The organism is Nitrosospira sp. Nsp14 (genome assembly GCF_900113575.1).
GTDB lineage: Bacteria > Pseudomonadota > Gammaproteobacteria > Burkholderiales > Nitrosomonadaceae > Nitrosospira.
Window position 1 is genome coordinate 167,974 of sequence record NZ_FOPV01000005.1, and the last position, 12,145, is coordinate 180,118.

A 12,145-nucleotide genomic window follows, 5' to 3' on the forward strand; every position below is an offset into this window, starting at 1 on the left:
TTTTATGGAGTCAAAGAATAATGCCGCAAGTGAAATATATCGGCTCGAGCGCCAAGACCGACAGCATCAACGGAATCGGTCTTCGCTGGGAACCCGGCCAAGTACGCAATGTGACAGCGGAAGTGGCCGAACGGCTGCTGGCCTATACCGACACCTGGGCGAGGGAAGAGACAGGGAAAGCCCCTGATGCCGACCCAGTTGGCCTCGCGGTGGCGGAAAAACCGGTTGAAGAACCTCTCCCGGTCATCGACTTTCACGCTATGGACAAGAAGGCACTGGTTGAGTTTGCCGAGCATAAGTATAACGAACGGCTGGATAAGCGTCTGACTGAGGATACAATCCGGCACAAGGTCATCTCCCTGTTCACCAAAAACGAGATGGGTGAGTAATGTCATTCACCTATCAGTCGGTTGTCGATCTGGCCCGAATACCGCTTAACGATGCGGACCAGGCACGCTATCCCGACAGCACCCTGTTGCTCTTTCTCAATCACGGCTTGCTGCAGATTCTCAAGCATCGGCCTGATCTGTTCATAGGACAGCTTGCGAATCCTGTTGAGGGACAAAGCGGGCTGGGCGATGCCTTTCCCCTTCCAGCCCCGTATATCCAGACCGTGGCGGATTACGTAACCGCAAGGGCCGAGATGACTGACGATGAGCACGCAAACTCTGGGCGCGCCGGATTGTTCATGCAGCTTTTCGCCGCGGAGGCTCAACCGTGAAGCTGTGGAGCGATCTATACGACCTGATAATGCCGGACTTGCCGGGTTGTCCGTTCGCTGCGGTGAATAACGCCCTGCGCCAGTCAGCCATTGTTTTTTGCGCACAATCCCTGGCATGGAAGGATGAGCACCCGCCGGTTGCGGTCGCGGCTGGCACTGCGGAATACTCGTTTATCCCGCCCGTTGGTGCGGCGGTACATGCGATAACGCATGCTACGTTCAACAGTAAGGAAATAAGCCCACATACCGGCGAACTCGATATACCGGCGAGGGATTGGCGCAACCAGACAGGCAGGCCCGAATATGTACTTGGAGGAGCTACATCATTACGGCTGGTGCCGGAGCCTGATGAGGCTGGAATGCTGACAATGATTGTGGCGCTGAAGCCGTCAGCATCGGCCGCCGGTATCGATGAGCGTCTATTCAATGAATATCGGGAAGCGATCATACACGGGGCGCTAGCGCGGCTGATGCTCTCGCCCAGGAAGCCATATACCAATACGCAGCTGGCGCAATATCACCAGCAGCAATTCCTGATCGAAACCGCGATGGCCGCGACGCGGGCGGCAAGAAGTTTCACGCGCGCCCCGTTACGCACGGCGATCCTGGGAAGAGGATAAGTGTCATGGGCCTACGGTTTTCAAATTTTGGCAAGGCTATCGTCGCCTCGGCCCCAAGCGGAACAGCTGGGCTGAGCTTTACGGTGGAGGCGGGGAAAGGAATTCTTTTTCCAGTCCTGGGCACGGGAGATTATTTCTACGGAATTTTCAAGGACGCTTCCGGCAATCGGGAAATTGTGAAGGTCGAGGCGCGCAGCAGCGATAGTCTCACTATTGCGGCGGGGGGCCGGGGACTGGATGGCACCATCGCCAGGACCTGGGCGGCGGGAGATTATTTTGTCGCCGGACTGACGAATGCCGCCCTGCAGGAATCGCTCTCCAATACCAACCTGATTGCGCTAGGGGCGCTGCCGTCATCCGCGGGCAAGCTGCCGTATTTCACCGGCGGCTCCACGGCAGCGCTGACGGATCTGACCCCCTTCATGCGGACACTGCTCGATGACGCGGATGCGGCAGCGGCAAGGGTAACCCTTGGGTTGCCATCAGCCATCGCAGCCCTCATCCCATCCGGTACCGTCATGGCCTTTTTCCAGGCAGCGGCACCGGTTGGCTGGACCCAGATCACTACGCATGACAACAAAGCCGTGCGCGTGGTGGGTGGCCCGGGCGGCGGTTCCGGCGGTTCGGTTTCCTTTACGGCTGCATTTGCTTCCCAAGAGCTCCGAGGAATCGTCGGAGCCACCACCCTAACAACGGCACAAATTCCCGCTCATAGCCACGCCATTACCTACGGCTTTATTGGCGCCGATGCTGGCAATACCGTCGGCACAACCAATAATACTCAAGGTGTCATCTCCACAAATAACAGCATTGGCGGCGGAAATTCACATTCCCACTCATTCACCGGCACAGCAGTTAACCTTGCAGTGCAATATATCGACATGATTTTAGCGAGCAAAGACTGATGAAAATTTGCGTGGCTGAGTGTCCCCTCGGGGCCAAGTGCGAAGAACTTAAGATGGAAACAGGAAAGTCTGTTCTCTACCGGTGCCCATGGTATGTGCAAGTTCTGGGCATGGACCCGAATACCGGCCAGGAGACAGGCACATGGGGATGCGCAATCGCCTGGATGCCTACCCTGATGATCAATACGGCAAACGAGTCGCGGAAAGGCGTCGCCGCTACTCAATCCTTCCGCAATGAAATCGTGAAGCAAGGCGCGCAGACACAACAAATGCTGCTGGTTGCGGCGCAACTGGCAAACAGGGAAAAAGGCAACAAACCACTGGAGCAGATCGAAATATGCGAGTGACGATTATTCGGGATGACAGCGTTGTCGGGGTAGAAGGCGTATTCAGACAGGTTGACCTGTCGACGTTGCCGGAGGGAATCCGCGCTGTGCAGTGGAACGGCGGGGGCGGACATATCGAGTACGACGAGGGCGCCAACACAACTTTATATGATTTAGCGGCCTTCCAGCCTTTCGTCGACCTGTGGAATGCCGCTATGCAAACATCCGGTTCTCCCAGCGCCGGGCCAATGAAAGCCGCCGCGCTGGCAAGAATCGATAGCGCCTATGCGGCTGAAGTCAAGTCGATAACGCAGGATTACCCGCTCGACGAGGTTGCGAGCTGGCCGCGACAGGAGGCCGAGGCACGGGCCTTGTTAACGGATGCGAAGGCAAGCACGCCCTTTATCGATGCCGCCGCATCTGCGCGAGGCATAGACAAGGCCGGGCTGATCAACAAGATCATTGCGAAAGCCGCTTCGTTCACACCGGCGCACGGACAGCTAACGGGCAAACGGCAAAAACTGCGCGATGAAATCATTGCACTCGGCGACAACCCGACGCAGCAGCAGCTGGATGCGATTCAGTGGTGAACACGCACCATATACCCGAAACGCGGCCTCGCCGCGTTTTTTTTTAACCACTCCACGATTTTTACTCGTTACATACTTTTGGAGGAATCATCATGACCATGTTCCAGCGCAAACGTATCCAATTGATCAAGGAAGCCATAGATAAGAAAAACGCGACAGCCGATGCCGATGTGGACAGCCTGCTCGAGCGCTTCATAGCGTCGAAATGGACCGGGGCGATATCGGCCGCCGTCTTGTTGGTCGCTGTCGTGTTTGTGATTGCAGCGGTGTGGAGTTTGTTCTGATATGTCTACCGAGGATAGGGAGGATAGAGAGCAACGGACTGAGAGGCGTCGCGGTCCTTCCACCTATACGCTGTCCTTTGGAGGAATTATTGCTGTGGCAGGGCTCGCGGCATCAGGTGTCGCAACCTATAACGCAGTGCAAAACGATATTGCAAGCCTTAAACGGGGTGAGTTGTATCAGGAAAGGACAAATGAACGCCTGAGCGACGAAATTAAATCGATAAGAGTCGAGCAGCGGGAAACAATGAGGGAGTTCAACGAGAAGCTCGACCGAATCATCGACCAGTGGGCACGGGGGAGAAAACCATGAGATATCTACTCGGAGCGGTATTTCTCGCCTCATGCACTGCGCTCACACCGTCGCCAACCGGAAACGCCTCGCTCGAACAGCCTGCCCCTGAGCCTGCCCCTGCCGCCGCTTCACCGCTACCGGAGGGAGAACAGGAAACACGCAAGCCCAAACCAAAGGTGGTTTCCCCCGCGCCCGCAGCAGCTGAAATATCGTCGTGTGCGAACCTAAACATGGAAGATTTGAAGGAGACCATTAAGGCCAAGCTTGACTGTATTTCCGAAAACGCAAAATGATATTCGCGTGCCGCTGCAGGGAACCCCTGAACAAAAAGGAGCGCACAAGTGATTAAACCATCCGTTACCCAATCGCGTTCCGCGTTGGCGGCCCTGGTGCTGACTGCTTCAACCCTGGTGGGGATTGCCTTGCACGAAGGTTATAAAGAACAGGCCTATATCCCGGTACCAGGCGATGTACCGACCATCGGGTTTGGCACAACCGCTGGCGTCAGAATGGGCGATAGAACGACACCGGAGCGCTCGCTTGTCCGTCTGCTCGGCGAGATCGAGGATATTTACGCCGCCGGCGTTAAAAGTTGCGTAACGGCACCTTTGTATCCGCATGAGTTCGAGGCGTTTGTGAGGCTGGCGTACAGCGTGGGCGTCCCGACGTTTTGCCGCAAAGCACAGCCGGGCAAGCCACCCAATCTTATCGATCTGATCAATGCTGAAAGGTACGCTGAAGCGTGCGCGCGTATTGAAGCGTTCAAGTATGGGCCAGGCAGAAAAGTATTTCCGGGCCTTGTAAAACGACGTGTCGAAGAAAGGGCGATTTGCGAGGGAAAAAAATCGAGCCCGCCCTCCCTGGCACTGTCCGGAACCAGGACGAGGCAAAATGAGCGCCTTTAGAATCTCGGGTTTTTCCGGCCTTGTGCCAAGACTGGCAAAACAGCTGCTGGCGCCCCACCAGGCGCAGGTTGCGACCAATTGCGATCTTACTTCAGGTGACTTGCGGCCCAGAAACGGACCCAAAGCGGTGTTCGCCCCAGTCATCAACAACGACATCGTTTCCATGTTCCGCATGGAAAAAGACGGCAATGAAAAGTGGCTGGCATGGGACAGGGATGTGGACGTGGCACGGTCGCCGGTTGCGGGAAATACGTCACGACGCTTCTACTATACGGGAGACGGCGAGCCGCGCGTATCCGATTACGATACCGCCACGCAAGGGCCGGGGCCTTATCCTTCAGGCTATTTTGTCCTGGGCGTCACACCGCCCCTTGCGGCACCTTCGATATCCGTATCGGGCGGAGCAGGAGCAGCCGTAACGCGTGCTTATGTTTACACCTTCGTCACCCAATGGGGCGAGGAGTCGAAGCCTTCTCCCGCCGCCACGGCCACTGGAAAAACCGATGGCGGCTGGGTGCTCTCGAGTCTGGATACGCCCCCTCCGAACAGCGGGACGGTGACGGGCGCGGCCAGGAATACGCCATCCGCCGGGTATGTCGAAGTTATGCTGGATAGCGTTTTTGGTTTGCGGACCCACGAGGAAATTTCATTCGCATCGGCTTCAGGCATGACCGACCTCAACGCCACCTTTGCAATTTACAGCATAGATGCTGGGACGAACAGGATCGTGGTACCGCTTTCCACCTCTCAAAGCTACGTCGCGGGAGGAACATGGTCACGCAAGGCGCCGCATAACACCAGCGGAATGATCAGGCGGATATACCGTACGCTCTCCACAGCGGAAGGCACCGAGTATCACTATGTAGGAGCGATCCCGGCGACTGCTGCCTCGTTCGATGACAAGGCGGGTGATGAAGTTGTCGCCCTGGGAGAAATTCTTCCGTCCACGGGCTGGGAAATGCCGCCAGCCGACTTGAAAGGCATTCTGATGCTGTCAAACGGAATCGCCGCAGGATTTACCGGCAACGAGGTGCATTTTTCCGAGCCATTCAAACCATACGCATGGCCGACAGCCTATCGCCAGACCTACGACCAGGATATTGTCGCCATCGGCTTCACGGGCACCACGCTGGTCGGAATGACACAGGGTAATCCGTTCACGATCACTGGCGTGGAACCCGTCACCATGGGGGGCGGCATGGAAAAGCTCGGCGTGGCATGGCCTTGCATGGCCAAGCGCGGCGTCGCCAATTTTGCGTTTGGCGTAGGCTACCCCGCACCCCAGGGCATGGTCATTATCGGTGCGACCAGCGACGTGGTAACCAAGGACCTGTTCACACAAAAGGAATGGTCGGAGCTGAACCCGCGGACCTTTGTGGCCGCTTCTGCCGACAACCGCTACTACTGCGGCTATAAAGTGGATGAAAGTTCGCTCATGTTTGTGATCGATAAAACCGAGAACGCGTCTTTCATCAAGATCAATCAAGGCATCAGCTGCATATGGGCCGATCCGGCGACAGGCAGGTTGTATGTCGCAGTCGACAAAAAAATCTACGAATGGGAAGGCGATTCGGGCAGCAAACTTGCCTACGAATGGAAGAGCAAAAAATTCATTTCCACGTCCCCGTTGAACTATGGCGCGGCCAAGGTCGACGCAGACTTCGAGATGTCGGAAGCGGAGCTGGCGGCCGCACAAGCAGCGCATGACTCAGCCATCGCCACTAATCGCGGCGTGATTGCTCACCACAATATGGATGATGGCCTGGCCGATCCGGATTTGGGTAAATATGAGCTTGGCGGTGACGCAATGAACGAAATTCCCCCGGCAGTTACCGATTCCCTGCAATTTCAGCTTTCGACGGATGGCGCGCTCAAATTCACCAAACAGATCAAGAACAGGCGCAGCTTCCGGCTTCCCGGGGGCTATAAGGCCGATAACGTGGAAATCGTATTATCCGGCAACGTGAAGGTCACCGGTGTGGTGCTGGCTGAGACAATGAATGGGCTAAAGCAGGCTTAACGGTATTTTATACAAGCAGTTTGAAGCGTGAGCCGCCGAGCTTGTCCGGCGGCTTTTTTATGATTATTAAAAGGAGAACCGAATGGCGAAATATGCTCATGCCGATGTGTTGGACGGAGGCCTCAACGCGATCAGGAACGATGCCACCCAGATGCTGCTGCTCAAAGCCTATTCCCCGGGGGACAGCTACGCGACAGTCAGCGGCAACACAATATGTGCCGTCGCCATGTCCGCCGCCGACTACGCACTCGCCGGGCCGGACGGCGCGGCGCGGGTTCTCACTGTCGCCCCAAAGAACGGCACAGCCTCGGGGAGCTCCGGCCCCTCGCCCGATTTGCATATCGCCTTTACGGATGGATCGGCGAAAGTCCTCCTGGTGACGGATGAGACATCGGATCAGGTGGTGACAAGCGGCAACACCATCAGCTTTCCGAATCTTACATACACCAGTAATCAGCCCGCTTGAGGATTTAGGCAATGGCACTCATAAAAACAGCAAGAACGCTCGTTTCCACCACTCCGAATGGAGCGGGGGCCACGACGCGAGGCAGACTCAATATGAATCTGGCCCAAGGCGGAGGCTTACTGACGATAAAGATGATCAATGGCACCACGGGCCCAGCCGCACAATGCATTTGCAATATCCTGATCGCTCACAATCCCACGCTGCCGGCCGCGGCTTCAGCGGGCGCGGACTGGAAGACGATCGCATCTTATGGCGGCGGAACAGCATCCAACGCCGCGACCGAGGTCGGCCTGCCGATTGATCCGTCCATCATGTGCCTTGAAGTTGAATTTACCGGCAACACAGTCCAACCGGTGACGGTGGAAGCATATTTGAGCGAATTGACCATGGCGGTTTAAGTGGCGATAACGCTACCGCAGAGGTTTCTAAAGCAGCCTCAGCATCCAGCTCCGCTCGATCCGGGCCACCCGTTATTCAAGGATATTGTATTCGCATATTCGGCGGGCCGGGGATTGCTCGACGGCAGGCATCCCGACAAAACCGGAGCATTTGCCGGAACGATGCAGCTTGGATACGGGGGAGGCGGCAAGTACCTCAAGACCGGCGCGCCCAGCAGCCACCTTGCGTTCGCGAGCGTTGACGACTACAACGTGCTGGGCGAGGTCACGGCGATCGCGCTTGTTCGTCATGCGACTACCACCACCCAGGGCGTGGTCATCCATAAGTGCGAGTCATCTGGCGGGACGAACACCCCATTCGGGCTTCTGATCGAATCCAGCGGGGCGGTATCGCTTAACCGATCCAATGCAAGCGGCAGCAGACCCTTCCGCGTATGGGCCAGCTCGGCTACCCTGTCAGTCAACCAGTTGGCGGTGATAGCCGCTACGCAGGGCGCGGACATGTCAACCGCGCCTAGATTCTTTATCGACGGGGCATTAGACAGCGGCCCGGCAACCAACCTTTATGACGGCGCTGGCAGCGGCGCGCCGACACCCACACCGGTTTCACTAAAACTCGGCAACCGGACCGACCATTTATCCCGCTTCAACGGCGAGATATACGATGTGCTCGTCTTGAGACGGGCGCTCTCGGCCGCCGAAATCGCGGATCTATCCCGAAATATATGGGCAGTCTGGCAGGCGCCCGCCAGACGGTTATGGGTTAGTGCCAACCAGGCCAATAATCTCACCGGCACAGACTCGATCCAGGGCAACGTCGCCGGAACCGGGAATATCGCTCAGACGCAAGCGCTCGACGCCACAGCACCGACACAGACGAATCTGGGGAGTGGGGGTACGATCGTGGCGAGCGTCGCCGTCGATCTCGCTCAGGCAGCAATTACTTGTGGAAACTTCGTCGGCACAGCAGGCGTTACCCAACGTCACGTCCTGCCGGTAGTTTCCGCAACTCAGAGCAGCATATGGGTCACAAATGCAGTCGGGCAAAAACATGTTGCTACTGCAGCCAGCGCTACACAGGAAAACACCAGCAGCACCGGTGCAATCGCGCGTGGTATCGGTGGTCTTTTGCCACAGGCGCTGGCGCAAGCGAACAACAGCGGCACCAAGCTCATCATCCAGACCCACCTTCTGGTCAGCACGGCCACAGGGCAGGCACATAGCTTCAGCCATGTGAGCCTTGGTGGTGGAACCACGGTCGAGATCGCGCTGGCTTCGCCGATAGCCGCCGCCACCCCGGTCCTCAGGAAGCCGGGCATACCCCTTGGAACACCCATATGGTTGAAAACGACCATCGAGATCTTGACCGGGCGGCGCGGAAACCGGGTTGAAGTGCCCAAGTTCCAGGCACTGTCTTTTTCGGCAACCCCCACCAAGGCGGAGTGCGAGGCGTTGTACCGTTACATCAATAGCATGCGGCACTCATTGGAGCAGATCATCAAAAGACTGGACAGCTAAAATTGAACACTCAACTTATTGCATTACTGAAGGCGAACATGGGTTTGGCCTTGACCTGGGATTTGGCCGCGGATATTTATGTGGCGGCCGGGCGAATCGAAACACTGGTTAGTCCAGGCGATATTGAACGGATTCAACCCCGCATTCATGAAGATACGGTATTCGCGCGCGAGCGCATGGAAGACGTTGTCGAGGAAATGAAACTGCTTCACCAGGCGCACTGGCACGAAACGGAGGCGCATCGGCACGGGCTCACACTCAATCCCGACTATGAGATATTTATCCGCTATGAGCGTGCCGGACGCTACGTACTGTTTACCCTGAGAAACGACGGCAGATTGCAGGGCAACTGTGCCTTGTACCTGGACAAAAGCACCCATACGCAAACCCTCCTCGCAACGGAGGACACGCTTTATTTGTTGCCGGAGGCCCGGAAACGACGGGCAGCAACTCACTTTATCGAGTACTGCGAAAACGCATTAAAGTCACTGGGCGTGAAGGAAATAAACGTTTCCGTCAAAACGGTAAACAAAGCAGGGCGGTTCTTTAGCATGCTGGGCTATCGCCACGTTGAAAACGGATTGAGCAAAATATTGGAGGGCTGAAAAATGTGCGCACCGAAGGTACCACGGCCGGACCCCGCTATCGGCGAAGCGGCGAAGCAGCAGGCGCAAATCGCACAGGCGATGTCGGAAATCGCCAAGGATCAACTGGCGTGGGAAAGAGAAAGAGCAAAGGTACAGGACCCGCTGATCGAGAAGATCGTCAATCAGCAAATCGGCTCAGGCGATGCAAACGCGGCGCGATCGGAAGAGCAATGGAAGATTTACCGCAACCTTTTCGCTCCCCTGGAAGAGCGCATGGTGCGAGACGCCAATGGCTTCGACTCGCGCGAGCGCCAGGAGCGCATGGCGGCCGAGGCCGGGGCAAATGTGGGGCGGGGGTATGAGGGCGCGCTGGCCTCAAACTTGCGCGCAATGGAACGCATGGGCGTGAACCCGAATTCGGGACGGTTTCAGTCGCTAACCCATGAAATGAATCTGAGCCGCGCAAAAGATACCGCCGGGGCCATGAATCAGGCAAGGCTAAATACAGAGCTGCAAGGCATGGCGCTACGTGAAGGAGCCGCCAAATTCGGACGTAACATGCCCAATACGGGGCTCGCCGCCGATTCCGCCGCCTTGAGCGCCGGCAACGCCGGCGTGGGCAACCTGGCGGCAGGTTCCAGTATCCGCAATGCAAACATGAATTCAGCGCAGAATTGGCTCGGCGGGGCCACCAGTGCGAACAGCTCATCCGGGAATCTGTTGTTGGGGCAGCATCAGTCGCAGCTCGATGCGTGGCAAGCACGGCAGAATTCGTTGAACAACGCCCTCGGCGGGCTGGGCAGTCTCGCCGGAACGCTGGGCGGCGCGTACCTTATGAAAGGGCTGCGCAAAGGCGGCGTAATACGTGGCTACAAGGCTTATACGTTCAAGCCACGAGGGTACAACTATGGACTGGCTTCCCTCAAACGCAGGGGATATCGGGCGGGTGGCCTTATAAGCGGCCCAGGCTCCGGTAGCAGCGATTCGATACTCGCCGTCATCGAAGGCATACAACCCATCCGACTTTCCAATGGGGAAGCGGTACTGAACAGGAAAGCGGTGGAGCTGGTGGGAGATGACTTCATTCACCGCATCAACGCGGGGGGACTTGGAATGACAAACGGCCGGAATGACGAGATGAAGAAAAAGGAGGCAGAAAATGCTTAGCGGAATCGGTGCGTTTGCAGGGAGCTTAGCGGATGGAATGCGCGTCGGCCAGGACATGAAATTACGGCAGCAGTACATCGACGAGCAGAAAAAAGCCAATGCGCGCGACGCGGAACTGCATCAGGCCGGAATGGATGAAATCAATCTCTACAGGCAAAAGCGGGGGCGTCTGAAAGCCGCCAATGATGAGATAGCCGCCGGGTGGGTCGCGGGTGCCGTTGCACGGGCAGCGCCGAACATCGCGCACGGGTTGAGTGACATATCACGGAAAACGCCAATAGTGGCTTATCCCCGGGTTCCCGGCCTTGCCAGCGTTGACAAACGGGCCTCGCCACCCGCGATGCCATCAGATGAAATGATCGGCAAACGGATGTTAACCGGAAACCTGCTGGAAGACCACGATGAGTTGACGCGCATGGCAAGCATCTACAGGAAACATGGGGTGCTGGACGAGATGGCCCCGTGGATGAACGCAGCCTATGATGCCAAGAAAAGAGGTATTCCGGATGCACTGAATCTATTGCTGACCGGGGATGGCAAAGGAGCGGCAGAGGTGTTGAGAAAGGGAGGAATAAAGCTCCTGGATGACCCCGTGCGCAACAATTCGGACGAGCCACTAAGCAATAGCTGGAGATTCAGATTCGAGGATGGGCGAGAAAAGGATATCAACGTAAGGGCGATCGCCAGAAAGTTTTTTCCCGCCCATTATCTCGGTATTAAAGAACGAGATTAAGGCCCGTCATGTTGAAATGGGCGACCCTATTTTATTAGATATGCTAAAGATGTTTTCTTTAACATACACAAAATCACGGTCCAGCTTGGAAATCGCATTTAGAAAAGTAAGCGACGTTTTTTCTTTGGGTCGCACCCAATCATGGAGTTCAATAATCAACACCGGAAACCGATCAATCCATTCAGTGTTCTGGGAGAAAAGTTCACTTTCAAATCCCTCAATGTCGATTTTTATTATAAAAGGCTGAAGTTTTTTTGACTCTGCGTCTTTAACAAGAGAGTTTATTGAAAGCATCGTTAAGTTTCCATCGGGGTTTGGAGCAACACGGAACGCATTGTTTCCAAGTCCGATATCAATTATGCTCCCGCGAGCTTCAGTACTTGCCACAGCTGCTTCAAAAAAATCTATGTTGCTGGAGGGATTGTTGACCCGCGCTTGTTCGATGTTTGCTTTGTCAGGCTCAATCGCGACAATTTGAGCGAATGGATAGGTCTGGGAAAAATACTTTGTTGCTAATCTGTAGTAGTCGCGACTTCATCTGACAGTTACCCGATTTGACAGGTGCAATTGTCAGATCAGATTTAACTATTCAGTGCGGTAATTTTATCGTTCC

Annotated in this window: 17 protein-coding genes and 1 pseudogene; 17 read left to right on the plus strand and 1 reads right to left on the minus strand. The window is 56.0% G+C overall.

The window, feature by feature from the left end; translation table 11 throughout:
* Positions 1 to 20 precede the first annotated feature (20 nt).
* The 17 genes from BM022_RS05110 to BM022_RS05190 all read left to right on the plus strand — a co-directional run bounded on the left by BM022_RS05110 (position 21) and on the right by BM022_RS05190 (position 11,532).
* Positions 21 to 389, plus strand: coding sequence for a hypothetical protein (locus BM022_RS05110; protein ID WP_091137409.1), 369 nt, complete (start codon positions 21 to 23; stop codon positions 387 to 389).
* Positions 389 to 721: a DUF6682 family protein gene (locus tag BM022_RS05115; RefSeq protein ID WP_091137411.1), complete on the plus strand. Its 333-nt coding sequence runs from the start codon at positions 389 to 391 to the stop codon at positions 719 to 721. The genes BM022_RS05110 and BM022_RS05115 overlap by 1 nt, the downstream gene beginning before the upstream one ends.
* Positions 718 to 1,341, plus strand: coding sequence for a phage adaptor protein (locus BM022_RS05120; RefSeq protein ID WP_091137412.1), 624 nt, complete (start codon positions 718 to 720; stop codon positions 1,339 to 1,341). Before BM022_RS05115 ends, BM022_RS05120 begins: the two co-directional genes overlap by 4 nt.
* A 5-nt stretch (positions 1,342 to 1,346) precedes the next feature.
* Entirely contained in the window at positions 1,347 to 2,246 is a 900-nt protein-coding gene (locus tag BM022_RS05125) for a hypothetical protein (protein ID WP_091137413.1), read from the plus strand.
* A complete protein-coding gene (locus BM022_RS05130) occupies positions 2,246 to 2,593 on the plus strand; it encodes a hypothetical protein (protein ID WP_256208945.1) in 348 nt (115 codons plus the stop codon). The genes BM022_RS05125 and BM022_RS05130 overlap by 1 nt, the downstream gene beginning before the upstream one ends.
* Positions 2,584 to 3,162: a hypothetical protein gene (locus BM022_RS15695; RefSeq protein ID WP_218146834.1), complete on the plus strand. Its 579-nt coding sequence runs from the start codon at positions 2,584 to 2,586 to the stop codon at positions 3,160 to 3,162. Before BM022_RS05130 ends, BM022_RS15695 begins: the two co-directional genes overlap by 10 nt.
* 92 nt (positions 3,163 to 3,254) lie before the next feature.
* On the plus strand, positions 3,255 to 3,446 hold the full coding sequence (locus tag BM022_RS05140) for a hypothetical protein (RefSeq protein WP_091137415.1): 192 nt from the start codon (positions 3,255 to 3,257) through the stop codon (positions 3,444 to 3,446).
* Position 3,447: 1 nt separating this feature from the next.
* Positions 3,448 to 3,756 (plus strand): hypothetical protein, encoded by a 309-nt coding sequence (locus tag BM022_RS05145; RefSeq protein ID WP_091137416.1) that lies wholly within the window; start codon positions 3,448 to 3,450, stop codon positions 3,754 to 3,756.
* The gene (locus BM022_RS05150; RefSeq protein ID WP_091137418.1) at positions 3,753 to 4,031 is read left to right on the plus strand and encodes a hypothetical protein; all 279 of its coding nucleotides are present in this window, start codon (positions 3,753 to 3,755) and stop codon (positions 4,029 to 4,031) included. Before BM022_RS05145 ends, BM022_RS05150 begins: the two co-directional genes overlap by 4 nt.
* A 48-nt stretch (positions 4,032 to 4,079) precedes the next feature.
* Complete coding sequence (locus tag BM022_RS05155) at positions 4,080 to 4,643, plus strand: glycoside hydrolase family protein (protein WP_256208946.1); 564 nt, start codon at positions 4,080 to 4,082, stop codon at positions 4,641 to 4,643.
* Complete coding sequence (locus tag BM022_RS05160; RefSeq protein ID WP_091137419.1) at positions 4,630 to 6,663, plus strand: hypothetical protein; 2,034 nt, start codon at positions 4,630 to 4,632, stop codon at positions 6,661 to 6,663. The genes BM022_RS05155 and BM022_RS05160 overlap by 14 nt, the downstream gene beginning before the upstream one ends.
* Positions 6,664 to 6,745: 82 nt before the next feature.
* Positions 6,746 to 7,129, plus strand: a complete 384-nt coding sequence (locus BM022_RS05165) for a hypothetical protein (RefSeq protein ID WP_091137421.1) — start codon at positions 6,746 to 6,748, stop codon at positions 7,127 to 7,129.
* Between the two features lie 11 nt (positions 7,130 to 7,140).
* Positions 7,141 to 7,527 (plus strand): hypothetical protein, encoded by a 387-nt coding sequence (locus BM022_RS05170; RefSeq protein WP_091137422.1) that lies wholly within the window; start codon positions 7,141 to 7,143, stop codon positions 7,525 to 7,527.
* Positions 7,528 to 9,045: a LamG-like jellyroll fold domain-containing protein gene (locus BM022_RS05175; protein ID WP_091137424.1), complete on the plus strand. Its 1,518-nt coding sequence runs from the start codon at positions 7,528 to 7,530 to the stop codon at positions 9,043 to 9,045. It abuts the gene before it with no gap.
* Between the two features lie 2 nt (positions 9,046 to 9,047).
* On the plus strand, positions 9,048 to 9,650 hold the full coding sequence (locus BM022_RS05180; protein WP_143079529.1) for a GNAT family N-acetyltransferase: 603 nt from the start codon (positions 9,048 to 9,050) through the stop codon (positions 9,648 to 9,650).
* Positions 9,651 to 9,653: 3 nt separating this feature from the next.
* Positions 9,654 to 10,799 carry a hypothetical protein gene (locus tag BM022_RS05185; RefSeq protein WP_091137428.1) on the plus strand — a complete coding sequence of 382 codons (1,146 nt, stop codon included), beginning with the start codon at positions 9,654 to 9,656 and terminating at the stop codon, positions 10,797 to 10,799.
* Positions 10,792 to 11,532, plus strand: coding sequence for a hypothetical protein (locus tag BM022_RS05190; protein WP_091137430.1), 741 nt, complete (start codon positions 10,792 to 10,794; stop codon positions 11,530 to 11,532). Before BM022_RS05185 ends, BM022_RS05190 begins: the two co-directional genes overlap by 8 nt.
* 6 nt (positions 11,533 to 11,538) lie before the next feature.
* Here the strand turns inward: BM022_RS05190 and BM022_RS05195 are convergent.
* A pseudogene (locus BM022_RS05195) lies at positions 11,539 to 12,030 on the minus strand (FkbM family methyltransferase); the annotation flags it as partial.
* Positions 12,031 to 12,145: the final 115 nt, after the last annotated feature.

Excerpts from the sequence above, each read along its gene's own strand:
- BM022_RS05110 (WP_091137409.1), top strand. The coding sequence starts at position 21 with ATGCCGCAAGTGAAATATATCGGCTCGAGCGCCAAGACCGACAGCATC.
- BM022_RS05115 (WP_091137411.1), top strand. The coding sequence starts at position 389 with ATGTCATTCACCTATCAGTCGGTTGTCGATCTGGCCCGAATACCGCTT.
- BM022_RS05125 (WP_091137413.1), top strand. The coding sequence starts at position 1,347 with ATGGGCCTACGGTTTTCAAATTTTGGCAAGGCTATCGTCGCCTCGGCC.
- BM022_RS05130 (WP_256208945.1), top strand. The coding sequence starts at position 2,246 with ATGAAAATTTGCGTGGCTGAGTGTCCCCTCGGGGCCAAGTGCGAAGAA.
- BM022_RS15695 (WP_218146834.1), top strand. The coding sequence starts at position 2,584 with ATGCGAGTGACGATTATTCGGGATGACAGCGTTGTCGGGGTAGAAGGC.
- BM022_RS05140 (WP_091137415.1), top strand. The coding sequence starts at position 3,255 with ATGACCATGTTCCAGCGCAAACGTATCCAATTGATCAAGGAAGCCATA.
- BM022_RS05145 (WP_091137416.1), top strand. The coding sequence starts at position 3,448 with ATGTCTACCGAGGATAGGGAGGATAGAGAGCAACGGACTGAGAGGCGT.
- BM022_RS05150 (WP_091137418.1), top strand. The coding sequence starts at position 3,753 with ATGAGATATCTACTCGGAGCGGTATTTCTCGCCTCATGCACTGCGCTC.
- BM022_RS05160 (WP_091137419.1), top strand. The coding sequence starts at position 4,630 with ATGAGCGCCTTTAGAATCTCGGGTTTTTCCGGCCTTGTGCCAAGACTG.
- BM022_RS05165 (WP_091137421.1), top strand. The coding sequence starts at position 6,746 with ATGGCGAAATATGCTCATGCCGATGTGTTGGACGGAGGCCTCAACGCG.
- BM022_RS05170 (WP_091137422.1), top strand. The coding sequence starts at position 7,141 with ATGGCACTCATAAAAACAGCAAGAACGCTCGTTTCCACCACTCCGAAT.
- BM022_RS05185 (WP_091137428.1), top strand. The coding sequence starts at position 9,654 with ATGTGCGCACCGAAGGTACCACGGCCGGACCCCGCTATCGGCGAAGCG.
- BM022_RS05190 (WP_091137430.1), top strand. The coding sequence starts at position 10,792 with ATGCTTAGCGGAATCGGTGCGTTTGCAGGGAGCTTAGCGGATGGAATG.